The organism is Blastococcus sp. SYSU D00922 (genome assembly GCF_054050495.1).
The window spans coordinates 158,754-180,366 of sequence record NZ_JBJGZL010000001.1 but is presented as its reverse complement, the minus strand read 5'-3'; the positions used below and the strand labels follow the sequence as shown (position 1 = coordinate 180,366).

At 73.2% G+C, this 21,613-nt stretch carries 22 protein-coding genes; 7 read left to right on the top strand and 15 right to left on the bottom strand.

Features of this window, described 5'->3' with window-relative positions:
* Window positions 1-48: 48 nt before the first annotated feature.
* The 3 genes from ACI78T_RS00915 to ACI78T_RS00905 form a co-directional block, all read right to left on the bottom strand.
* The gene (locus tag ACI78T_RS00915; RefSeq protein ID WP_456556215.1) at window positions 49-834 is read right to left on the bottom strand and encodes an ATP-binding cassette domain-containing protein; all 786 of its coding nucleotides are present in this window, start codon (window positions 832-834) and stop codon (window positions 49-51) included.
* Window positions 831-1,748, bottom strand: a complete 918-nt coding sequence (locus tag ACI78T_RS00910) for an ABC transporter permease (protein WP_456556214.1) — start codon at window positions 1,746-1,748, stop codon at window positions 831-833. Before ACI78T_RS00910 ends, ACI78T_RS00915 begins: the two co-directional genes overlap by 4 nt.
* A 152-nt stretch (window positions 1,749-1,900) precedes the next feature.
* The gene (locus tag ACI78T_RS00905) at window positions 1,901-2,884 is read right to left on the bottom strand and encodes a sugar ABC transporter substrate-binding protein (protein WP_456556213.1); all 984 of its coding nucleotides are present in this window, start codon (window positions 2,882-2,884) and stop codon (window positions 1,901-1,903) included.
* 144 nt (window positions 2,885-3,028) lie between these two features.
* On the opposite strand from ACI78T_RS00905, the gene ACI78T_RS00900 reads away from it, so the two are divergent.
* Window positions 3,029-4,093 carry a Glu/Leu/Phe/Val family dehydrogenase gene (locus ACI78T_RS00900; RefSeq protein WP_456556212.1) on the top strand — a complete coding sequence of 355 codons (1,065 nt, stop codon included), beginning with the start codon at window positions 3,029-3,031 and terminating at the stop codon, window positions 4,091-4,093.
* A 163-nt stretch (window positions 4,094-4,256) separates the two neighbouring features.
* Window positions 4,257-4,481, top strand: coding sequence for a DUF3073 domain-containing protein (locus tag ACI78T_RS00895; RefSeq protein WP_456556211.1), 225 nt, complete (start codon window positions 4,257-4,259; stop codon window positions 4,479-4,481).
* Window positions 4,482-4,581: 100 nt separating this feature from the next.
* Here ACI78T_RS00895 and purM read toward each other — a convergent pair whose 3' ends face one another.
* Together purM and purF are read right to left on the bottom strand one after the other, a co-directional pair.
* Window positions 4,582-5,637, bottom strand: coding sequence for a phosphoribosylformylglycinamidine cyclo-ligase (purM, locus tag ACI78T_RS00890; RefSeq protein ID WP_456556210.1), 1,056 nt, complete (start codon window positions 5,635-5,637; stop codon window positions 4,582-4,584).
* Window positions 5,634-7,205 carry an amidophosphoribosyltransferase gene (purF, locus tag ACI78T_RS00885; RefSeq protein WP_456556209.1) on the bottom strand — a complete coding sequence of 524 codons (1,572 nt, stop codon included), beginning with the start codon at window positions 7,203-7,205 and terminating at the stop codon, window positions 5,634-5,636. The genes purM and purF overlap by 4 nt, the downstream gene beginning before the upstream one ends.
* 160 nt (window positions 7,206-7,365) lie before the next feature.
* Here purF and ACI78T_RS00880 point away from each other — a divergent pair, with 160 nt between their 5' ends.
* Complete coding sequence (locus ACI78T_RS00880) at window positions 7,366-8,004, top strand: DUF5701 family protein (RefSeq protein WP_456556208.1); 639 nt, start codon at window positions 7,366-7,368, stop codon at window positions 8,002-8,004.
* A 69-nt stretch (window positions 8,005-8,073) separates the two neighbouring features.
* Entirely contained in the window at window positions 8,074-8,424 is a 351-nt protein-coding gene (locus ACI78T_RS00875) for a hypothetical protein (RefSeq protein ID WP_456556207.1), read from the top strand.
* A gap of 3 nt (window positions 8,425-8,427) precedes the next feature.
* Here ACI78T_RS00875 and ACI78T_RS00870 read toward each other — a convergent pair whose 3' ends face one another.
* Window positions 8,428-9,036, bottom strand: a complete 609-nt coding sequence (locus tag ACI78T_RS00870; RefSeq protein WP_456556206.1) for an MBL fold metallo-hydrolase — start codon at window positions 9,034-9,036, stop codon at window positions 8,428-8,430.
* Window positions 9,033-10,121, bottom strand: coding sequence for an S-(hydroxymethyl)mycothiol dehydrogenase (locus ACI78T_RS00865; RefSeq protein WP_456556205.1), 1,089 nt, complete (start codon window positions 10,119-10,121; stop codon window positions 9,033-9,035). Before ACI78T_RS00865 ends, ACI78T_RS00870 begins: the two co-directional genes overlap by 4 nt.
* 215 nt (window positions 10,122-10,336) lie before the next feature.
* On the opposite strand from ACI78T_RS00865, the gene ACI78T_RS00860 reads away from it, so the two are divergent.
* Window positions 10,337-11,755 carry an OFA family MFS transporter gene (locus ACI78T_RS00860; protein WP_456556204.1) on the top strand — a complete coding sequence of 473 codons (1,419 nt, stop codon included), beginning with the start codon at window positions 10,337-10,339 and terminating at the stop codon, window positions 11,753-11,755.
* Window positions 11,752-11,898, top strand: a complete 147-nt coding sequence (locus ACI78T_RS00855) for an MFS transporter small subunit (RefSeq protein ID WP_456556203.1) — start codon at window positions 11,752-11,754, stop codon at window positions 11,896-11,898. Before ACI78T_RS00860 ends, ACI78T_RS00855 begins: the two co-directional genes overlap by 4 nt.
* 46 nt (window positions 11,899-11,944) lie before the next feature.
* Here ACI78T_RS00855 and ACI78T_RS00850 read toward each other — a convergent pair whose 3' ends face one another.
* The 7 genes from ACI78T_RS00850 to purB form a co-directional block, all read right to left on the bottom strand.
* Entirely contained in the window at window positions 11,945-12,334 is a 390-nt protein-coding gene (locus ACI78T_RS00850; RefSeq protein WP_456556202.1) for a sterol carrier family protein, read from the bottom strand.
* A gap of 10 nt (window positions 12,335-12,344) precedes the next feature.
* Window positions 12,345-14,636: a phosphoribosylformylglycinamidine synthase subunit PurL gene (gene purL, locus ACI78T_RS00845; protein ID WP_456556201.1), complete on the bottom strand. Its 2,292-nt coding sequence runs from the start codon at window positions 14,634-14,636 to the stop codon at window positions 12,345-12,347.
* Complete coding sequence (gene purQ, locus ACI78T_RS00840) at window positions 14,633-15,304, bottom strand: phosphoribosylformylglycinamidine synthase subunit PurQ (RefSeq protein WP_456556200.1); 672 nt, start codon at window positions 15,302-15,304, stop codon at window positions 14,633-14,635. Before purQ ends, purL begins: the two co-directional genes overlap by 4 nt.
* A gap of 14 nt (window positions 15,305-15,318) precedes the next feature.
* Window positions 15,319-15,558 (bottom strand): phosphoribosylformylglycinamidine synthase subunit PurS, encoded by a 240-nt coding sequence (gene purS, locus ACI78T_RS00835; protein ID WP_456556199.1) that lies wholly within the window; start codon window positions 15,556-15,558, stop codon window positions 15,319-15,321.
* 135 nt (window positions 15,559-15,693) lie between these two features.
* Window positions 15,694-16,578 carry an endonuclease domain-containing protein gene (locus tag ACI78T_RS00830; RefSeq protein WP_456556198.1) on the bottom strand — a complete coding sequence of 295 codons (885 nt, stop codon included), beginning with the start codon at window positions 16,576-16,578 and terminating at the stop codon, window positions 15,694-15,696.
* Window positions 16,579-16,707: 129 nt separating this feature from the next.
* Window positions 16,708-17,568, bottom strand: coding sequence for a phosphoribosylaminoimidazolesuccinocarboxamide synthase (locus ACI78T_RS00825; RefSeq protein ID WP_456556197.1), 861 nt, complete (start codon window positions 17,566-17,568; stop codon window positions 16,708-16,710).
* Window positions 17,565-18,872 (bottom strand): adenylosuccinate lyase, encoded by a 1,308-nt coding sequence (purB, locus tag ACI78T_RS00820; RefSeq protein ID WP_456556196.1) that lies wholly within the window; start codon window positions 18,870-18,872, stop codon window positions 17,565-17,567. The genes ACI78T_RS00825 and purB overlap by 4 nt, the downstream gene beginning before the upstream one ends.
* Window positions 18,873-18,969: 97 nt before the next feature.
* Here purB and ACI78T_RS00815 point away from each other — a divergent pair, with 97 nt between their 5' ends.
* Entirely contained in the window at window positions 18,970-20,370 is a 1,401-nt protein-coding gene (locus ACI78T_RS00815; RefSeq protein WP_456556195.1) for an AI-2E family transporter, read from the top strand.
* Here ACI78T_RS00815 and purD read toward each other — a convergent pair.
* The gene (purD, locus tag ACI78T_RS00810; protein ID WP_456556194.1) at window positions 20,360-21,613 is read right to left on the bottom strand and encodes a phosphoribosylamine--glycine ligase; all 1,254 of its coding nucleotides are present in this window, start codon (window positions 21,611-21,613) and stop codon (window positions 20,360-20,362) included. The two genes, ACI78T_RS00815 and purD, sit on opposite strands and share 11 nt — an antisense overlap.

The following is a 21,613-nucleotide window of genomic DNA, read 5'->3' as shown; positions in this document are numbered from 1 at the left end:
GAACGGTAAGTCACCGCCTCGGCACTGTCGGTATGTCGACAATCCGGCTCAGCCGGCCGGCCGCTCCAGCTCGTGCGCCAGCTGGTCGAGCTCCGCACCGCCGGCCATGAGCCGGGTGAGCTCCTCGCGGCTCACCTCTCCCTTGGCGAAGGAACCGAGGCTGCGGCCGCGGTTGAGCAACAGGAACCTGTCGCCCACCGGGTAGGCGTGGTGCGGGTTGTGGGTGATGAGCACGACGCCCACGCCGCGGTCCCGCGCCTGGGCGACGTAGCGGAGAACGACGCCGGCCTGCTTGACCCCGAGCGCCGACGTCGGCTCGTCGAGGATGAGCACCCGCGCGCCGAAGTGCACCGCCCGGGCGATCGCCACCGACTGCCGCTCGCCGCCCGACAGCGTGCCCACCGGCTGGTCGGGGTCGCGGATGTCGATGCCCATCTCGGCGAGCGCACGCCGGGTGGTCTCCTTCGCGGTAGCAGCGTCGAACCGGCGGAACGGGCCCCAGCCCTTCGTGGGCTCGGCACCCAGGAAGAAGTTCCGCCAGATCGCCATCAGCGGGATCATCGCGAGGTCCTGGTAGACGGTGGCGATGCCGGCGTCGAGCGCCTCCCGGGGGGCGCCGAAGGAGACGGGCTCGCCGTCGAGCAGCACCTGGCCGCGGTCGGGCCGGTGGACGCCGGCCAGGATCTTGATCAGCGTCGACTTCCCGGCGCCGTTGTCGCCGAGGACGCAGGTGACCTCGCCGGCGCGCACGGTGGTGCTGATGCCGTCGAGGGCGATGACCGAGCCGTAGTCCTTGCCGACGTCCTCGAGCTCGAGGAGGGGCGGTGCGCTCATCGCCGGGCCGCCTCGGCGTAGCGGCGGACCAGGCGGTTGGCCAGGACCGCGAGCAGCAGCATGGCGCCGAGGAAGAAGTAGAACCAGTCGGCGTCCCAGCGCAGGTACGGGATGCCCAGCTGCGTCATGCCGAAGATCAGCGCACCCAGCGAGGCGCCGATCGCCGACCCGAACCCGCCGGTGAGCAGGCACCCGCCGATGACCGCCGCCACGATGTAGATCAGCTCCTGCCCGATGCCGGTGTTGGCCTGCACCGAGGTCAGCCGGACGGCGAGGGTGACGCCGACGAACCAGGCGGCGCCCGCCGTCGTCATGAACAGCGCGATGGTGGTCCGGCGGGCGGGGACGCCGACGTTGCGCGCGGCCACCTCGTCGCCGCCGGTCGCGAACACCCAGTTGCCGAAGCGGGTGCGCAGCAGCACCCAGGTGGCCAGCGCCGTGAACAGCACCCACCAGAGGATCGCGACGCGGAACTCCGTGCCGGCGATCTCGAGCCGGGAGGCGAACACCCACTCCGCGGCCGCGTAACCGGGGACGTCGGCGATTCCGCCGGCGGTGACCGTGCCGGTGAAGAACTTGGTGAGCCCCAGGTTGAGTCCCTGGAGCATCAGGAAGGTCCCGAGCGTGATGATGAAGCTCGGCAGCCCGGTGCGGGTCACCAGCCAGCCGTTGACGAACCCGATCGCCAGGGCGATGACCAGCGCGACGGCGATGGCCACCCAGATGTTCTGCTCGAACTCGACGGCGACGATGCCGACGGTGAGCGCCGTCGTGCCGGTCATGACGCCGGCCGACAGGTCGAAGTGCCCGCCGATCATCAGCAGCGCCACGGCGACCGCCATGATCCCGAGCGTCGAGGCCGGGTCCAGCCAGTTGGCGATGCCCCGCGCCGAGCGGAACACCTCGGACTGCACGGCGAAGAAGGTGAAGACGACGACGGCGCCGATCAGGGCCCCCAGCTCGGGCTTGACCAGCAGCCGACGCAGCGGCCCGCTGGCCGCCAGCCGCTCGTCGGCCCGGCGCTCGGCCGGGGCCGGCGGTGGCCCGGCCGTCTCCTCCCGGGTGCTCAGCGGGTGCCGGCCGAGGCCAGGTCGGCGATCTCGTCGACGTTGCTCTCATCGACGATCCCGGGCCCGGTGAGCACCGGCTGCCCGCCGCCGACGGTGTTGAGGTTCTCCGCGTACAGCTTGAGCATCACGATCGGCAGGTAGCCCTGCTCGTACTGCTGCTGGTCGACGGCGAAGGCGATGTCGCCGTCCTGGATGCCGCTGATGACGTCTTCGTTCAGGTCGAAGGTGGCCACCTGCGCCTCCGAGCCCGCGTCGCCGGCGGCCGCGACGGCCACGGCCGCCACGGCGGAGTTGAGGGTGAGCACCGCGTCGATGGACGGGTCGCTCTGCAGCGACGACGCGATGGTCGACTGGGCGCCCTGGAGGTCGTTGATGTCCACCTGCAGCGGGGTGACCTGGCTGCCGAGACCCTCGGAGGCACCCGAGCAGCGCTGTTCCAGACCGATGTTGCCGGCCTCGTGGACGACGCACAGCACGTTCGCCGCGCCGGCCTCGGCCAGCTCCCGACCGGCGCCCTGGCCGGCGATCGTCTCGTCCTGCCCCACGTGGCCGATGGCGCCGAACTCCGCCGACCGGTCCCCGCCGGAGTTGATGGTCACGACCGGGATGCCGGCGTCGACGGCCGCCTCGACCGAGTCCTGCAGCGCGTCCGGGTTGGCCATCGAGACCACGATGCCGTCGACGCCCTGGTTGACCGCCGCGTCGATCAGCTGCGCCTGCCGCTGCGGGTCGCCGTCGCTCTGGTAGTCGACGGAGACGCCCAGGTCGTCACCGGCGGCCTCGGCGCCGTTCTGCACGACGTCCCAGAACGCGTCGCCGGCCGAGCCGTGGGTGATGACGGCGAAGCTCAGGTCGCCGTCCCCGCTGCCCCCGCCGCTGCCGGAGCCGCCGCCGTCCGACTCGTCCCCGCCGGTCGTGCACGCCGCGAGGAGGAGCGGTGCGGCCACGGCGATCGCCAGCAGTCGGTGGTGTCGGGCCATGGGAGTCCTCCTGAGCTGCGCGGAGGCGCCCTCGCCCCGCGGTTTCCGGGGGAATCATGCCCCGCAACCCCGCGCGAGCGCCGACGGACCCGCGCACCGACCTCCGGACGGGCGACACGTCACCGGCGATCTACCCTCCAGGACGTGGAGATACTGAGCGCGGGTCACGAGCAGGTCGTCCTCTGCAGCGACGCCGAGTCCGGGCTGAAGGCGGTCATCGCCATCCACTCGACGGCGCTCGGTCCGGCGCTGGGCGGCACGCGGTTCTACCCGTACGCGAGCGAGGAGGCGGCGATCGCGGACGCGCTGCGCCTGTCGGCCGCGATGTCGTACAAGAACAGCCTGGCCGGACTCGACCTCGGCGGCGGCAAGGCCGTGATCATCGGCGACCCGCGCACCGACAAGACCGAGGCGCTGCTCCGCGCGTACGGCCGGTTCGTCGAGGCGCTCGGCGGCCGCTACCTGACCGCCTGCGACGTCGGCACCTACAACGCCGACCTCGACGTCGTCGCCCGCGAGACCCGGTTCGCCCACGGCCGGTCGGAGGCCCTCGGCGGCTGCGGCGACTCCTCGGTCCTCACCGCGTACGGCGTCTTCCTGGGCATGCAGGCCGCCGCCCAGCACTGCTGGGGCACGCGGTCGCTGTCCGGTCGCACGGTGGCCGTGGCGGGCGCCGGCAAGGTCGGCTCGCACCTGATCGGGCACCTGGTGGAGGACGGCGCCGACGTCGTGGTGACCGACGTCGACCCGGCGGCCGTCGAGCGCGTGCAGGCACGGCACCCGCAGGTGAAGGCCGTCCCCGACACCGCGACCCTGATCCGCACCGAGCACGACGTCTACTCCCCCAACGCCCTGGGCGGCGCGCTCGACGAGGAGACCGTCGCGGTGCTGCCGTCGCGCATCGTCTGCGGCGGCGCGAACAACCAGCTCGCCACCCCGGCCGTCGCCGAGCAGCTGCGCGGCCGCGGGATCCTCTACGCCCCCGACTACCTGGTGAACGCCGGCGGCGTCATCCAGGTCGAGGACGAGCGGCACGGGTTCTCCTTCGCCCGGGCGCAGGCCAAGGCCACCGGGATCTTCGACGTCGCCCTGCGGGTGTTCGCCGCCGCCGACGAGGAGGGGGTCTCCCCCGCCGTCGCGGCCGACCGGCTGGCCGAGGAGCGCATGCGATCGGTGGGCCGCCTGGCCACGATCCGCCTGCCCCGCTGAGGCGTCGGACACGGGTGCCGCTCCTCCGGGGGAGGGACGTGTGCCCGTCGCCGATCCGTGTCGTAAGGTTGCGCAGGACATAGTCACTCAGTCGGGGTCGCCACGCGGGCCGTTCCAGCCCGGGGGCTGGGTTCCCGTACTCCGTAGCGAGGGGGTCGAGCCGATGGGGCGCGGCCGAGCGAAGGCGAAGCAGACACGCGTCGCCCGTGAGCTCAAGTACAGCTCACCGAACACCGACCTCTCTGCTCTGCAGAGGGAGCTCGCCGGATCCACGCCGTCCTACACCCCGCCTGCGCGGGCCACGGACGACGATGACGAGGACGACGAGTACGCCGACAAGTGGGCGGACGACGACGCGGACGACGACTGGGCCGCCAGCCCTCGTTGAGCCGCTGGTCCTCAGCGTCTGATCGACGACACCGCAGCGCCTCCGGGCACTGCGGTGTCGTCGCGCTCGCTCTCGGGACTTCCGGTGCAGAAAGTCCGCGTCAGCGGTAGGCGCCGACCAGCCGCGCGGCGGTGTCGCCCGTGCGGCGCTGCACGCTGCCGGCCACCCAGGCCGGCACGCCGGCGGCGGTGAGCCGCGCGACCACGGCGTCGGCGACGTCGGGGGCGACCGCGGCGACCATGCCGACGCCGCAGTTGAACGCGCGCTCGGACTCCTCGCGGGGCACGCCGTGCTCCTCCATGAGCCGGACCGCGGCCGGCAGGGCCCAGGTGGCCCGGTCGAGCACCGCCTCCAGCCCGTCGGGGACGACGCGGGCGGTGTTGCCGGCCAGCCCGCCGCCGGTGATGTGCGCGTAGGCGTGCACGTTCTCGACGCCGAACTGCTCGACCAGCGCGAGGCAGTCGCGGGCGTAGATGCGGGTGGGCTCGAGGAGTTCCTCACCCAGCGCCCGGTCGAGCCCGGCCGGCGTCGCGTGCAGGTCCAGCCCCGCGGCGCTCACCACCCGCCGGACCAGCGAGTAGCCGTTGGAGTGGAACCCGGACGACGCCATGGCGACCACCGCGTCGCCCTCGCGGACGCGCTCCGGGCCCAGGACGCCGTCGGCCTCCACGACACCGACCGCCGTCGCGGCGAGGTCGTACTCGTCGGCGTCCATGAGGTCGCCGTGCTCGGCCGTCTCGCCCCCCACCAGCGCCGCGCCGGCCTGCGTGCACCCCTCGGCGATGCCGGTGACGATCGCGGCGATCCGCTCCGGGACGACCTTGCCGCAGGCGACGTAGTCCTGGAGGAAGAGGGGCTCGGCACCGCAGGCGACCAGGTCGTCGACGACCATCGCGACGAGGTCGATGCCGACGGTGTCGTGCCGGTCGAGCTGCCGGGCGAGGGCGATCTTCGTGCCCACGCCGTCGGTCGAGGAGGCCAGGAGCGGCTTCGCGTACTTCGCGGTGTCCAGGGCGAACAGGCCGGCGAAGCCGCCGAGCCCCCCGACGACCTCGGGCCGGTTGGTGCGCGCGACCGCCGTCCGCATGAGCTCGACGGCGCGCTCCCCGGCGTCGATGTCGACGCCGGACGCCGCGTAGGTGAAGGGGGTGCTCACGGTCGGCTGAGCGCGTCCTCGGCCCCGCCCGGGACGCTGGCGCTGCCGGCCTGCTGACCCGTCCAGCCGCTCACGGACCGCTGGGCGTCAGGGGAGGCCATCGGCAGCGGCGTCCGGCCGATGCCCTCGAGCACGTTCTTGCCGAGGACGCCCTCCTCCGCCAGCGGGATCGGGTACTGGCCGGTGAAGCACGCCGTGCAGAGCCGGCTGGCCGGCTGCTCGGTGGCCGCGATGAGCCCCTGCTCGGAGACGTAGCCCAGGGAGTCGGCGTTGATCGAGGCCCGGACGCCGTCGATCTCGAGCCCGTTGGCGATGAGCTCCGCGCGGCTGGCGAAGTCGATGCCGTAGAAGCACGGCCACTTGACCGGCGGCGAGGCGATGCGCACGTGCACCTCGACCGCGCCGGCCTCGCGCAGCATCCGGATGAGCGCGCGCTGGGTGTTGCCGCGGACGATGGAGTCGTCGACCACGACCAGCCGCTTGCCGCGGATGACGTCGCGCAGCGGGTTGAGCTTCAGCCGGATGCCCAGCTGCCGGATGGTCTGCGACGGCTGGATGAACGTCCGGCCGACGTAGGAGTTCTTGACCAGGCCCAGGCCGTAGGGGATGCCGCTCGCCTCGGCGTACCCGACGGCGGCCGGGGTCCCCGACTCCGGGACGGGGATGACCAGGTCGGCCTCGACCGGGTGCTCCTTGGCCAGCCGGCGGCCGATCTCGACGCGGGCGGCGTGCACGCCGCGGCCGGAGATCGTGGTGTCGGGGCGGGCGAGGTAGACGTACTCGAAGACGCAGCCCTTCGGCTCCGCGACCGCGAAGTGCTGGCTGCGCAGCCCGTTCTCGTCGATCGCGATCAGCTCACCGGGCTCGACCTCGCGGACCACCGAGGCGCCGACGATGTCCAGCGCCGCCGTCTCGCTGGCGACCACCCAGCCGCGCTCCAGCCGGCCGAGCACCAGCGGGCGCACGCCCTGCGGGTCGCGCGCGGCGTAGAGCGTGTCCTCGTCCATGAAGGTGAGGCTGAAGGCACCGCGCAGCTTGGGGAGCACCTCCATGGCTGCGGCCTCGACGGAGATGTCGGGGCGGGCGGCGATGAGGGCGGTGACCAGGTCGGAGTCGTTGGTCGCCACGAACGCGCCGGGCACGCCGGCGTCCGCGGCCTCCACGGCGAGCTCGGCGGTGTTCACCAGGTTGCCGTTGTGGCACAGCGCCAGGCCGGTCCCGGCCTCCGTCGTCCGGAAGGTGGGCTGCGCGTTCTCCCAGGTGGAGGCGCCGGTCGTCGAGTAGCGGGTGTGGCCGACGGCGAGGTGGCCGCGCAGGCTGCCCAGCGTCGCCTCGTCGAAGACCTGGCTGACCAGGCCGAGGTCCTTGTAGACCACGACCGAGGCGCCGTCGGACACCGCGATCCCGGCCGCCTCCTGACCGCGGTGCTGGAGCGCGTACAGACCGAAATAGGTCAGCTTCGCGACCTCCTCCCCCGGCGCCCAGACACCGAAGACGCCGCAGGCGTCCTGGGGACCGGGAGAGTGGGGGTCGAGGTCGTGCGTCAGCCGTCCATCACCGCGAGGCACGGGTCCACGGTACCGGTGGCCGGGCCGTTGCCGGGTCCCGGTCCGGTGACGATCGCCACTGCGGCGGAGCATCCGGGCTGGTCAGAGGACGACGCGCCGAGGGAACCGACCGCACCCGTGGCGCGTTGACCGGTGTCCGCCGTCGACCCGGAGGTACCCCGTGCCCGTCGCGACATCGACCCTGCCCCGTCCCGCCGACCAGGCCGAGCGGCTTCTCGCGCTCGGCGTGCACGAGACGGCGGGCCTCTCCCCCGCGGAGCTCCGGTCGGCCGCCGAGAGGCTGCCCGGGGACGCGCTCCTCGTCCTCACCCCCGAGCGGGCCCCGGCGTCCGTCCTGGCCCCGCTGCTCTCGCTGGACGACCGCCCCGGCTTCGTGGTGGAGGACATGACCGACGTCGACGCGTTCGGCCCCCTGCCCTCCGTCGTCATCCCGGACGGTCGGGTCTACGCCGTGTGCGGCCTCGACCGGGGCGACGACATGGCGAACTGGAGCCCGGACGAGGCCCTGCCGGCGATCCTCGGGGCAGGCCGGACGCCGCTGACCCTCACCGAGGGGATCCACTGGCTGCTCCAGTGCCCGTCGGTCCTGGAGCGGAACCGGTGCTTCATGACCATCGGCTCCCGGCTGCGGAAGCCCGATGGCCGGCTCGACAGCCGCACCCCCGCGTTGTGGATCAGCAACGGCACCGGACGCGACGGCCGCGACCGCCGGGGCGCGCCCAAGGTGGGCTGGTGCTGGGCCGGCAACCGGCACACCTGGCTCGGGTTCGCCTCCGCCGCGGCGCGCGTCGAGGCCTGACGCGGAACCCGGACGCCGCCCGATCCGTTGGCACGGTGCACCGTCCTCACCGCCGGAGGAGGAGAGCAGATGGCCGGCGACCGACCCGACCCGGGCGAGTTCCTGGACATGGCCCAGCGCATGCTGCGCGAGCTGTTCGGGGAGGCACGCCGCAGCGAGGACCCGTGGTCCGACGCGACCCGCCGGTTCCGCGAGTCGTTCGCCGGGGACCGCCCGTCGCGCAGCGATCCGCGGTACCGGGAGCCCAGCCCCGCGGAGCAGCGGGAGAACCTGACCTTCGCCCTGGCGACGCGCGCCGTCGAGGCGCTCGAGGACCTCGCCCTCAACGTCGCCGCGATCCGGCAGCGGCTCGAGCGCACGTCGCCGCCGGAGCACGCCGCCCCGGACGAGGACGGCCAGGGCGGCGCGCGGGACGGCTGACCGTCAGCCGAGGTTCCGCAGCTCCGCGGCGATCGTCGTGTCGTCGCCGTGCCCGGTCTTCACCACCGTGCCGCCGTGCAGCGTGAACAGCTCCGACCGGATCGAGTGCTCGATCGTGGGCCGGTCGCTGTACGAGCGGCCGGTGGCCCCGGGACCGCCGTGGAACAGCGTGTCACCGGTGAACACGGTCGCCAGGTCCGGCGCGTGCAGGCACACGCTGCCCGGCGAGTGCCCGGGCGTGTGCAGCGTGAGCAGCTCGGTGCCGGCGACCTGGAAGCGGGTGCCCGACGTCAGGTCCCGGTCGGGCTCGCTCTCCGGGTGGACGACGTCCCAGAGCATCCTGTCCATCGGGTGGAACCAGATGGGCGCCCCGGTCGCCTCGCGCAGCGCGACCGCGGCGGTGATGTGGTCGTTGTGCCCGTGGGTCAGCACGATCGCGGTGACCCGCCGGCCGCCGATCGCGTCGACGATCGGCGCCGCGTCGTGCGGTGCGTCGATCACCAGCACCTCGTCGTCGTCACCGACCAGCCAGACGTTGTTCTCGACGTCGAAGTCCTGCCCGTCGAGGCTGAAGACGCCCGGGACGACGACCCGGTCCACCCGCGCGGTCACTTGAGGACCACCACGCTGCGCAGCACCTCGCCGCGGTGCATCTTCGCGAACGCCTCCTCGACGTCGTCCAGACCGATGGTCTCGGAGACGAAGGCGTCGAGGTCGAAGCGGCCCTGCAGGTAGAGGTCGATCAGCATCGGGAAGTCGCGGCTGGGCAGGCAGTCGCCGTACCAGGAGGACTTGATCGCACCGCCCCGGCCGAAGATCTCGATGGCGGGGAGGGTGATCTCCATGTCCGGTGTCGGGACGCCGACCATGACCACGCGGCCGGCGAGGTCGCGGGCGTAGAAGGCCTGCTCGAACACCTTCGGGTGGCCGACCGCGTCGATCGCGACGTCGACGCCGAACCCGCCGGTGAGGGCCTTGACGGCCTCCACCGCGTCGGTCGATGACGAGTTGACCGTGTGGGTGGCGCCCATCTGCGTGGCCCACTCGAGCTTCTTGTCGGAGATGTCGACGGCGATGATCGTCGTCGCCCCCGCGAGCTTGGCGCCCGCGATCGCGGCGTCACCGACACCGCCGCAGCCGAAGACGGCGACGCTCTCGCCGCGGCGGACGCCGCCGGTGTTGATGGCCGCGCCCACACCCGCCATGACGCCGCAGCCGAGCAGGCCGGCGGCGGTGGGCGGCGCGGCCGGGTTCACCTTCGTGCACTGCCCGGAGTGGACCAGCGTCTTCTCGGCGAACGCGCCGATGCCCAGCGCCGGGGAGAGCTCCGTGCCGTCGGAGAGGGTCATCTTCTGCGCGGCGTTGTGGGTGTTGAAGCAGTACTGGAGCTCGCCCTTGAGGCAGGCGCGGCACTGCCCGCAGACGGCGCGCCAGTTGAGGATCACGTAGTCGCCGACCGCCACGTTGGTGACGCCCTCGCCCACGGCCGAGACGACCCCGGCCGCCTCGTGGCCGAGCAGGAACGGGAACTCGTCGTTGATGCCGCCCTCGCGGTAGTGCAGGTCGGTGTGGCAGACCCCGCAGGCCTGGACGTCGACCACCGCCTCGCCGGGGCCCGGATCGGGCACCACGATGGTCTCGATGCTGACCGGAGCTCCCTTGCTGCGGGCGACGACGCCCTTCACCTCGTAGGCCATGCGACGAGCCTAGGGGGGCCGCGCGCCGAGGGCCCGGCCGCTTCCCCGGCCGTTGCTTCGCGAAACGAAACGGTCACGGCCGGTACCTCGTCCGGTGTTTGAACGCGCGAGTAGCCCGGTGCGGACGTACTTTCCGACCGGCCGCGACGCAGCTCGCCGCGCGCGGCCGGGTTGCGCCCGACCGGGCGTGCTCCTCCCGACTCGGAGGTCTTTCCGTGGCAGTACCGAGCTTCCTGGCCCGGGAGCGCATCGTCGCCCGGCCCGGGTTCAACCGCTGGCTCATCCCGCCGGCGGCACTGGCCGTCCACCTGTGCATCGGCCAGGCCTACGCGACCAGCGTCTACAAGACGGCGCTCGTCGCCCACTTCGACACCACGCTGACGGCGATCGGCATCATCTTCTCGATCGCGATCGTGATGCTCGGCCTGTCCGCCGCGGTGTTCGGCACCTGGGTGGACCGCAACGGTCCCCGCGCCGCCATGTTCACGTCGGCCGTCTTCTGGGTCTCCGGCTTCCTCGTCGGCGGCCTCGGCATCGAGACCGGCCAGCTCTGGCTGGTGTACCTCGGCTACGGCGTCATCGGCGGCATCGGCCTGGGCATCGGATACATCTCACCGGTCTCCACGCTGATCAAGTGGTTCCCCGACCGTCCGGGTCTGGCCACGGGCATGGCGATCATGGGCTTCGGTGGAGGGGCGCTCATCGCCTCGCCGCTGTCCCGCCAGCTGATGAGCTGGTACGACCCGTCCTACGACCCGGCCGTCGCGGGCACCGCGCCGAACGGCGACGCCGTCGCGGCGCTGTTCTTCACCTTCGCCGCCGTCTACCTGGTCTTCATGATGTTCGGTGCGTTCATCGTGCGGGTCCCGGCGGAGGGCTGGAAGCCCGACGGCTTCGACCCGTCGACGGTCAAGCAGAAGGCCCTGGTCACGACGGACAACGTCTCGGCGGGCAACGCGATCAAGACCCCGCAGTTCTGGCTGCTCTGGATCGTGCTGTTCTGCAACGTCACCGCGGGCATCGGCATCCTCGAGCAGGCCTCGCCGATGATCCAGGACTTCTTCCGCGAGGGCGGCACCTCGGCCGTCGCCGTGACCGCCGCCGCCGGCTTCGTCGGCCTGCTGTCCCTGTTCAACATGGGTGGCCGGTTCGTCTGGTCGTCCACGTCGGACTACATCGGGCGCAAGCCGATCTACATGGTCTACCTCGGCGTCGGCATCGTCCTGTACATCGTCCTGGCGACGCTGGGCAGCACGGCGACCTGGATCTTCGTGATCACCGCCGCGATCATCATCTCGTTCTACGGCGGCGGTTTCGCCACGATCCCGGCCTACCTGCGCGACCTGTTCGGCACCTACCAGGTGGGCGCCATCCACGGCCGGCTGCTCACCGCGTGGTCGGCCGCCGGCATCGCCGGCCCGCTCATCGTCAACGGCGTGCTCGACATGGCCGAGGGCGAGCCGGGCGAGCTGGTCGCCGGTGACTACCGGCCGGCGCTGTTCATCATGGTCGGCCTCCTGGCGATCGGCTTCGTCGCCAACCTGCTGGTCAAGCCCGTCACCAGCAAGTGGCACGAGCCCAAGGCCGGCACCACCCCCGCCACTGCGACCCCGGAAGCGAGCGCCGTCCGATGAGCACTCCTGCCTCCCCCGGGAACCAGCAGCCGACCCACACCCCCGCGGCGCTGATCGCGTTCGCGTGGGCCCTCGTGGGGGCGCCGCTGGCCTACGGGCTGTACCAGACGGTCAAGACCGCCGCGAACCTCTTCGGCGGCTGATCCACCCCGTCCGCTGAGCCCCGTCCGCTGATCCAGCGGGCGGGGCTCAGTGCTGTCTGAGGGGGCGCAGCGGCAGCAGCGACGACAGGTCCGCGCGGTTCCCGCTCGCCGTGACCTTCCCCGCGGCGACGGCGTCGGCCCACGTCACCCGGCCGCTGACCAGCCGCAGCCACGTGGCGGCGTCGGTCTCGACGACGTTCGGCGGGGTCCCACGGGTGTGCCGGGGGCCCTCGATGCACTGGACGGCGACGTGCGGCGGCACCCGCACCTCCACCGACCGGCCGGGCACCTGCTGGGCGAGCCAGCGGGCGCTGGTCTTCACCGCGGCGCCCACCACGCTCCTGGGCGGCTGCTCGGCGTCGCCGTCCAGCCAGGCCCGCACCGGCTCGAGGACGGCGCGCAGGTCCTCGGCCGGGATCGGCGCTACCGCAGGCATCGGCCGGCCATCAGCTGGTCGGGACGGTGCCCGCCGGGACGGTGAGCGGGGTGCTGTGCTCGGGCCCGCCGAACAGCGCCGGGAGCGTGGCGGTCCAGGCGGCGCGCAGCTCGGCGAGGGGCAGGTCGAGCAGGCCGTCGACGGTCAGCGCCTCGCCACCGGTCGTCCCGAGCTCCGTGACGGGGACGCCGGCCCACTGGGCCGTCGTCTTCACGCCGCCCGGGTCCGAGGTCGTGACGACGACCCGGCCGGTGGACTCGCTGAACAGCGCGGTGAACGCGTCGTCGGCCAGGTGCAGGCGGGCGCCCACGCCGTGGCGCAGCGCGGACTCGGTCAGCCCCTGCGCCAGACCGCCGTCGGAGAGGTCGTGGGCCGAGCTGATCAGGCCGCCCTTGCCCAGGGCGCCCAGCAGGTCGGCCAGCTTCCGCTCGGCCACCAGGTCCAGCGCCGGCGGGCGGCCACCGAGGTGGCCGTGCACGACGCTCGCCCACGCGGAGCCGCCGAACTCGGGGCGGGTCTCGCCGAGGAGCAGGACCGTCTCGCCCGGGTTGCGCCAGCCGCTGGGCACCCGCGTGCGGACGTCCTCGTGCACGCCCAGCACGCCGATGACCGGCGTCGGGTTGATCGGCACGTCGCCGGTCTGGTTGTAGAGGCTGACGTTGCCGCCGGTGACCGGCAGACCCAGCTCGCGGCAGCCGTCGGCGAGGCCGCGGACGGCCTCGGCGAACTGCCACATGACCGCGGGCTCCTCGGGGGAGCCGAAGTTCAGGCAGTTGGTGACGGCCAGGGGCTTGGCGCCGCTGACCGCCACGTTGCGGTAGGCCTCGGCGAGGTTGAGCTGCGCGCCGAGGTAGGGGTCGAGCCGGGCGAAGCGGGCGTTGCCGTCGAGCGCGAGCGCGATGCCGCGGTGCGACTCCTCGTCGATGCGCACGACGCCGGCGTCCTCGGGCTGGGCCAGCACGGTGTTGCCGCGGACGTAGCGGTCGTACTGCTCGGTGACCCACGTCTTGTCGGCGCCGTCGGGGCTGCTGACGACGGCCAGCCAGTGCGCCTGGAGCTCCGCGCCGGTCGTCGGTCGCGGCAGCGTCGCGGCGTCGTCGGCCTGGAGCGCGTCGAGGTCGGCCGGGCGGGCCATCGGCCGCTCGTAGACCGGGCCCTCGTGGGCCACGGTCCGCGGCGGGACGTCGACGATCCGCTCGCCGTGCCAGTCGACGGTGAGCCGGTCGCCGTCGGTGACCTCACCGATGACGGTGGCCAGCACGTCCCACTTGCGGCAGACGGCGAGGAACTGCTCCACCTTGGCCGGCTCGACGATGGCGCACATGCGCTCCTGCGACTCGCTCATCAGGATCTCGGCGGGCGTCAGGGTGCTGTCCCGCAGCGGGACGGTGTCGAGGTCGACGTGCATGCCGCCGGTGCCGGCGCTGGCCAGCTCGCTCGTGGCGCAGGAGAGCCCGGCGCCGCCGAGGTCCTGGATTCCGGTGACGAGGTCCTGCTGGAAGATCTCCAGGCACGCCTCGATGAGCAGCTTCTCGGTGAACGGGTCGCCGACCTGCACGCTGGGCCGCTTGGCCGGGCCCTCGGCGTCGAAGGTCTCGGACGCGAGCACGCTCACGCCGCCGATGCCGTCGCCACCGGTGCGGGCGCCGAAGAGGATCACCTTGTTGCCGACGCCCTCGGCCTTGGCCAGCCGGACGTCCTCGTGCTTCATGACGCCGACGCACAGCGCGTTGACCAGCGGGTTGCCGGCGTAGCAGTCGTCGAAGAGCAGCTCGCCGCCGATGTTGGGCAAGCCCAGGCAGTTGCCGTAGCCGCCGACGCCGGCGACGACGCCCGGCAGCACGCGCGCCGTGTCGGCGGCGTCCGCGCGGCCGAAGCGGAGGCTGTCCATGACGGCGACCGGGCGGGCGCCCATCGTGAGGATGTCGCGGACGATGCCGCCGACCCCGGTGGCCGCACCCTGGTAGGGCTCGACGTAGCTGGGGTGGTTGTGGGACTCGACCTTGAAGGTGACCGCGTAGCCGTCACCGACGTCGACGACGCCGGCGTTCTCCCCGATGCCGACGAGGAGCGCGTCCGACTTCGGCAGGTCGCCGAACCTCCGCAGGTGCACCTTGGAGCTCTTGTAGGAGCAGTGCTCGCTCCACATGACGCTGTACATCGCCAGCTCTGCGGTGGTGGGGCGGCGGCCGACGATGTCCCTGATCCGCGCGTACTCGTCGGCCTTGAGGCCGAGCTCGGCCCAGGGCTGCTCGTCGTCCGGGCTCTTCGCCGCGAGCTCGACGGTGTCGATCTGGCTCATGCGTTGACGACTGCCTTCAGGACGCTGGTGAAGAAGCCGAGGCCGTCGGTGCTCGGCCCGGTGAGGTCCTCGATCGCGTGCTCGGGGTGCGGCATGAGGCCCACGACCCGGCCGTTCTCGCTGGCGACACCGGCGATGTCCCGGCTGGACCCGTTGGGGTTGCCGCCGGCGTAGCGGAACACGACCCGGCCCTCGCCCTCGAGGCGGTCGAGGTCGGCGTCGGAGCCCACGTAGCGGCCCTCGCCGTTCTTGACCGGGATGACGATGCGCTGGCCGGTCGCGTAGTCCGACGTCCAGGCCGTGTCGGCCCGCTCGACGACGAGCACCTGGTCGCGGTTGCGGAAGTGCAGGTGGCTGTTGCGGGTCAGCGCGCCCGGCAGCAGGCCGGCCTCGCAGAGCACCTGGAAGCCGTTGCAGATGCCCAGCACCGGCAGCCCGTCGCCCGCGGCGGCGACGACGTCCTGCATCAGCGGCGAGCGGGCGGCGATGGCACCGGCGCGCAGGTAGTCCCCGTAGGAGAAGCCGCCGGGGAGGACGACGGCGTCGACGTCCTTGAGGTCGTGGTCGCCGTGCCAGAGGGAGACCGGCTCACCGCCGGCGAGACGCACGGCGCGAGCGGCGTCGACGTCGTCCAGGGAGCCCGGGAAGGTGATGACACCGATGCGCAAGGAAGTGCGTCCGTTCAGTCGGTGGAGAGGTGCAGTTCCACGTCCTCGATGACGGGATTGGCGAGAAGGGTCTCGGCGATCTGCTCGAGCTCTTCGCGGTCGGGCGTGCCGTCGACCTCGAGCACGAAGTGCTTGCCCTGGCGGACGCTCCTGATGCTGTCGTGGCCGAGCCGGCCGAGCGCTCCGAGCACCGCCTGACCCTGGGGGTCGGAGATCTCCGGCTTCAGGACGACGTCGACGACCACCCGGGACACGCCGACGAGAGTACCGGCCCCGCGGGAAGCGCCCGGGTGACCCTGCTCTCTCGCCCCCACTCTGCCGCTGCTCTGACGAGATCGCGCGATCTCGGCACATCGCGAGCCCTGATGCGCCGAGATCCCGTGATCTCGTCATGAGCGGAGGGCGGAACGGACCTCGCTGACCAGGTCGTCCGGCCGCCCCAGCGCGTCGGCCGACGTGTACCGGAGGATCGTCCACCCCGACGCGACCACCAAATTCTGCCGCCGCAGATCCTTCACGAACACCTCGCGCTCCCGGTGGACCTCGCCGTCGAACTCGACCAGCACCCGGTGGGCCGGCCAGGCGAAGTCCGCGCGGGCGACGAACGCGCCACGCGCATCACGGACGACGTACTGGAGCTCCGGTGCCGGCAGGCCGCCGGCGTGGAAGAGCCAACGGACCACGGACTCCATCGGCGACTCGGCGCGCGGATCGGCGAGGGGTAGCACCTTCCCCGCCCTGGCGCAGCCGCGCCCGCGCGGATGCCGGCGGAGCTGCGCGGCGAGGTCGGCGGCTCCAGCGAGGCCGCGGATGACCTGGTCCGTGACCGCGAGCAGGGACGGTGGCTCGAGAACCGCAGCGAGGTCCCGCCAGGTCCGCGCCGGAGTGGTCACCGGTTGACCACGTCGATGCGTGCACTCGTCATCCGCCAGCGAGAGCCGGTGCAGGCGGCGGTCGGCCCTGCTCTCGGCTCGCCCCGGGCCCGGGGCGATCAGGTCCACCCGCCGGTCGGTCCGGTCCACCAGCGGGATCTCGATCCCCCACATCGCTGCCGCGGCGCGGTGGCTCGCGACGGAACCAGCTGGCGCCGTCATGAGAACTGCGGCCAGCCGCGCATCGACGTCCTCGGCCAGCGAGCGCGGCACGTAGGTGTCACGCGAGAGCCGCACGAACCCGCCCTCGCGCAGTTGACGGTCGTCCATGCCGGCCGCCCGGGCGGCGCTCCTGGTGACCGGACCGGTCAGGCGGACGACGGGTCGACGCGGCTGTGGCACCACGGCACCCTCGCGCAGGCGGCCCGGTGCCCGCCCCCGCCGTCCACAACCCCGCCGACATCACGTGATCTCGGCGGTTCAGGGGGCCCTGATGTGCCGAGATCACGTGATCTCGGCAAGGGGCAGGGGTCAGGTGAAGCGCAGGCCGGTGAGCTGCTCGTAGGCGGTGACGTAGCGCTCGCGGGTGGCGGCGACGACGTCGTCCGGGAGCTCCGGCGGGGGCGAGACGCGGTCCCAGCCGGACGACGTCAGCCAGTCGCGGACGTACTGCTTGTCGTACGACGGCTGCACCGACCCGGGTGACCAGGTCGCGGCCGGCCAGAAGCGCGACGAGTCGGGTGTGAGCACCTCGTCGCCGAGCACCAGGCCGCCGCCCGGCGCGACGCCGAACTCGAACTTGGTGTCGGCCAGGACGATCCCCGCGGCCTCGGCCAGCTCCGCCCCGCGCCGGTACAGCGCCAACGTCAGCACGCGCAGCTCCTCGGCCCGGTCGGCGCCGACCGCGGAGACCACCGCGGAGAAGTCGATCGCCTCGTCGTGCTCGCCGATCTCCGCCTTGGTCGACGGCGTGAACACCGGCTCCGGCAGCCGCGACCCCTCGAGGAGCCCGGCCGGCAGCGCGACGTCCCGGATCGACCCGGTCCGCTGGTACTCGACGGTCCCCGACCCCGAGAGGTAGCCTCGGGCCACGCACTCCACCGGCAGCATCTCCAGCCGCCGCACGAGCATCGCCCGCCCCGCGACGTCGGCCGGCACGTCCGTGGCCGACACCAGGTGGTGCGACGCCCCGAAGTCGGCCAGCACCGGTGCGAGCTGCTCGAACCACCACACCGACAGCTGCGTGAGCACCCGGCCCTTGTCCGGGATCGGCGTGGGCAGCACGTGGTCGTAGGCCGAGATGCGGTCCGAGGCCACGAGCAGCAGCCGGTCGTCTCCGGCGTCGTAGATCTCGCGGACCTTGCCGCGCGCGACGAGCGGCAGATCGATCACTTCAGCGCTGCCAGCCGGTCGAAGAGCGGCCCGAGGTTGGCCACGTAGCGCTCCGGCCGGCAGATCTCGTCCAGCCGCGCCTCGTCGAGCGTCACCGAGGACGCCGCGGCCCGGGCGCGCAGCGTCTCGCGGAACGGCGTCCCGATGTTCCACGTCTCCATCGCCGCCGACTGGACGAGCGCGTAGGCGTCCTCGCGGGACAGCCCGCCCTCCACCAGCTCCAGCAGCACCGACGACGTGTAGATCAGCCCGCCGGTGGACTCCAGGTTGTCGCGCATGCGCTGCACGTCGACGACCAGGTTCTCGACCAGGCCCGCCGTCAGGTTCAGCAGGTAGTCGGTGGTGATCGCGGCGTCGGGGAGGAAGACCCGCTCGGTGGACGAGTGCGAGATGTCGCGCTCGTGCCACAGCGGGATGCCCTCCATCACCGGCACGATCGCCGCCCGCACGACGCGCGCGAGGCCGGCGATGCGCTCGGAGCGGATCGGGTTCTTCTTGTGCGGCATCGCGCTGGAGCCCTTCTGGCCCGCGCCGAACGCCTCCGACAGCTCGCGCACCTCGGTGCGCTGCCCGTGCCGCACCTCGAGGGCGACCGCCTCGCAGACCGTCGCGATGATCGCCAGGGCCGATACCCACTCGCTGATCGAGTCGCGGATGACCACCTGGGTCGAGGCGTCGGCCGCCCGCAGCCCCAGGGCCTCGGCGACGTGCACCTCGACCGACGGGTCGATCAGCGAGTACGTGCCGACGGCGCCGGAGATGGCGACGACGCCGACGCGCTCCCGCGCCGCGCGCAGCCGGTCCCGGGAGCGGGCGGCGGCGAAGGCGAGGTCGGCGACGCGGTGGCCCCAGACGTCGGGCTCGGCGTGCACGCCGTGCGTGCGGCCCACCTTGATCGTGTCCCGGTGCGCCAGGCCGTGGTCCCGCAGGGCGGCGACCAGTCGGTCGGCCTTCGCCAGCAGCACGTCGGTGGCGTCGGTCAGCTGCACCGCCAGGGCGGTGTCGAGCAGGTCGGACGACGTCATGCCGTGGTGCACGTACGCGGCGGCGGACCTGGGCTCGGTGTTGTCCGCCCACGCGGTGAGGAAGGCGATGACGTCGTGCTGCGTCGTCTCCTCGATCTCCGCCACCCGCTCGGGGGTCGGCGGCGGGGCGTTGCGCACCGGCTCGACGACGTCCGCGGGCACCCGCCCGGCGGCGGCGTGCGCCTCCAGCACGAGGGTCTCGACCCGGCACCACAGCTCGTACTTGTGCTGGTCGCTCCAGACCCGGCCCATCTCGGGGAGCGTGTAGCGCTCGATCATGCGGGTACCGCCTGCCACTGCTCTGCTCGTCGCGCCACGGGTACATCCTCCCGCAGGGCTAGCGTGATCATGACCGGCCCCCACCTGGAGGTGAGCGATGCGGCGTCGCGCCCGCGACCTCACCACCCGTGCCCGCGAGCGGATCCGGGCCGCCCGGGAGCACGACCCGCACGGCTGGCACCACCACCACGACGACGGCGAACCCGAGCCGATCGACTTCGTGCGGGGCCCCGACGACGACGACGGCGAGCCGCCGCTCGGCAGCCCCGAGCCCGGCGCCCCGGACCTGGACGGCGCCGTGGGCCCGGGCGGGGTCAGCGGACCGCCCCAGCCGGCGACACCCGAGGGCGGGCGCCGCCGGCGTCCGGAGCCCCGCCCCCCGCGACCTCCCCACGGAGCCGAGGACGGTGTCCCGTTCGCCCTGCGGGCGGCGGCGGCGTGGTCGTGGCGCCTGATCGTCGTGATCGCCGGCTTCTACGTGCTGCTCTACGCCGCCGCCTACGTCGCGGTCGTCATCGTGCCGGTGATCGTGGCGCTGCTGCTGGCGGCGCTGCTGCAGCCCGGCGCCGCCGCCCTGCACCGGCGGGGCTGGCCGAAGGGGTTGGCGGCCTCGGCGATGCTGCTCGTCGGCCTAGCGGTCGTCGCCGGGATCATCACCCTGGTCGTCGAGCGCTTCACCGCGGGCTTCTCCGACCTCGCCGCCCAGGTGAGCCAGGGCCTGGAGGAGGTCGAGGGCTTTGTCGTCCGGACCTTCCCCATCACCCGCAACCAGCTCGAGGACGCGGTCGGGCAGCTGCAGGACTTCCTGGTCAGCAACGAGGAGACCCTCGCGACCGGCGCCGTGACCACCGCGGTGACGGTCGGCGAGGTCTTCACCGGGATCGTCCTCGCGCTCTTCACGCTCTTCTTCTTCCTCAAGGACGGCCGGTCCATCTGGCTCTGGCTGGTCGGCCTGTTCCCGCGCGACGCCCGGGCGTACCTCGACGAGGCGGCGCGGCGATCGTGGCGGACGCTGATCTCCTACGTCCGGGCCACCGTCGTCGTCGCGCTCGTGGACGCGGTCGGCATCGGGATCGGCCTGGCGATCCTGGGCGTGCCGCTGGTGATCCCGCTGGCCGCGCTCGTGTTCCTGGGCGCCTTCATCCCCATCATCGGCTCGTTCCTCGCCGGATCGGTCGCGGTGCTCGTCGCCCTGGTCTCGGTCGGCCCGGTCAAGGCCCTGATCGCCCTCGCGATCGTCGTCCTGGTCATGCAGCTCGAGGGGCACGTCCTGCAGCCGCTGCTGCTGGGCCGGGCGGTGCACGTCCACCCGCTCGCGGTCGTGCTCGCCATCGCGGCCGGCCTGCTGATCGGCGGGATCTTCGGCGCGCTCATCGCCGTCCCGACGGTGGCCTGCGTGAACGTCGCCGGCACCTACCTCAGCCGCCGCCACGAGGGGCCCCGGCCGCCGGAGCCGCGGCCCGACCGGGCCCGCCCGGCGGTGACGGCTAGGGGGTGATCCGCCCCTCGACGGCGGCCAGCGCGATGTCGGTGCGCCAGTGGGCGTCGGCCAGCCGGACCGCCGCCACCCGCTCGTAGGCGGCCTGCCGGGCTGCCGCCAGGTCGGGGCCGAGCCCGACGACGGAGAGCACCCGCCCGCCGGCGGAGACGACAGTCCCGTCGGCCGCGACCGCGGTACCGGCGTGCAGGACGCCCTCGCCCTCGGCCCCGGTGACCGGCGAGCCGGTCCGCGGCGCCTCCGGGTAGCCCGGGGCGGCGACGACGACGGTCACCGCGGCGCCCTCCCGCCAGCGCAGCGGCGGGTGCTCGGCGAGGGTGCCGGTGGCGGCGGCGTGCAGCAGCCCGGCCAGCGGCGTCTCCAGCAGCGGCAGCACGACCTGGGTCTCCGGGTCGCCGAAGCGGGCGTTGAACTCGACCACGCGCACGCCGCGTGAGGTGAGCGCGAGGCCGGCGTACAGCAGGCCGCTGAAGGTCTCGCCGCGGCGGGCCATCTCGTCGACGGTCGGCTGCAGCACCGTCGCGAGCACCTCCTCGACCAGGCCGGGCGGTGCCCACGGCAGCGGGGCGTACGCGCCCATCCCGCCGGTGTTCGGGCCGCCGTCGCCGTCGTCGCGGCGCTTGTGGTCCTGGGCGGGGACCAGCGGGAGCACCGTCGTCCCGTCGGTGATCGCGAACAGGGAGACCTCGGGGCCGTCGAGGTACTCCTCCACGAGCACCGCTCCCCCGGCGTCGAGGATGCGGCGCCCGTGCGCGGACGCCGCATCGCGGTCGTCGGTGACGAGGACGCCCTTGCCCGCCGCGAGGCCGTCGTCCTTGACGACGTACGGCGCGCCCACCTCGTCGAGCACGGTCTCCAGCTCGGCCGGCCCGCCGACCGGCCAGGCGCGCGCGGTCGGGACGCCGGCGGCGTCCATCACGTGCTTGGCGAAGGACTTGCTGCCCTCCAGCTGCGCGGCCTGCTGGGAGGGGCCGAAGCACGCGATGCCGGCGTCGCGGACGGCGTCGGCCGCCCCGTGGACCAGCGGTACCTCGGGCCCGATGACGACGAGGTCGGCCCGCCACGCGATCGCGAGGGCCGCGACGGCGTCAGGGTCGGCGACGTCGACGGGGAGCGGCTCCGCGACGGCACGGGTCCCCGCGTTCCCGGGGGCGCAGGCGAGGGCGCTCACCGCGGGGTCGGAGGACAGAGCGACGCACAGGGCGTGCTCCCGGGCACCGGAGCCGATCACCAGTACGCGCAC

Coding starts and splice junctions, on each gene's coding strand:
- ACI78T_RS00875 (WP_456556207.1), top strand. CDS start 8,074: ATGGCCGGCGACCGACCCGACCCGGGCGAGTTCCTGGACATGGCCCAG.
- ACI78T_RS00815 (WP_456556195.1), top strand. CDS start 18,970: ATGCGGCGTCGCGCCCGCGACCTCACCACCCGTGCCCGCGAGCGGATC.
- purL (WP_456556201.1), bottom strand. CDS start 14,636: ATGAGCCAGATCGACACCGTCGAGCTCGCGGCGAAGAGCCCGGACGAC.
- purB (WP_456556196.1), bottom strand. CDS start 18,872: ATGATCGAGCGCTACACGCTCCCCGAGATGGGCCGGGTCTGGAGCGAC.
- ACI78T_RS00865 (WP_456556205.1), bottom strand. CDS start 10,121: ATGGCCTACGAGGTGAAGGGCGTCGTCGCCCGCAGCAAGGGAGCTCCG.
- ACI78T_RS00850 (WP_456556202.1), bottom strand. CDS start 12,334: ATGCCTGCGGTAGCGCCGATCCCGGCCGAGGACCTGCGCGCCGTCCTC.
- ACI78T_RS00855 (WP_456556203.1), top strand. CDS start 11,752: ATGAGCACTCCTGCCTCCCCCGGGAACCAGCAGCCGACCCACACCCCC.
- ACI78T_RS00915 (WP_456556215.1), bottom strand. CDS start 834: ATGAGCGCACCGCCCCTCCTCGAGCTCGAGGACGTCGGCAAGGACTAC.
- ACI78T_RS00895 (WP_456556211.1), top strand. CDS start 4,257: ATGGGGCGCGGCCGAGCGAAGGCGAAGCAGACACGCGTCGCCCGTGAG.
- ACI78T_RS00905 (WP_456556213.1), bottom strand. CDS start 2,884: ATGGCCCGACACCACCGACTGCTGGCGATCGCCGTGGCCGCACCGCTC.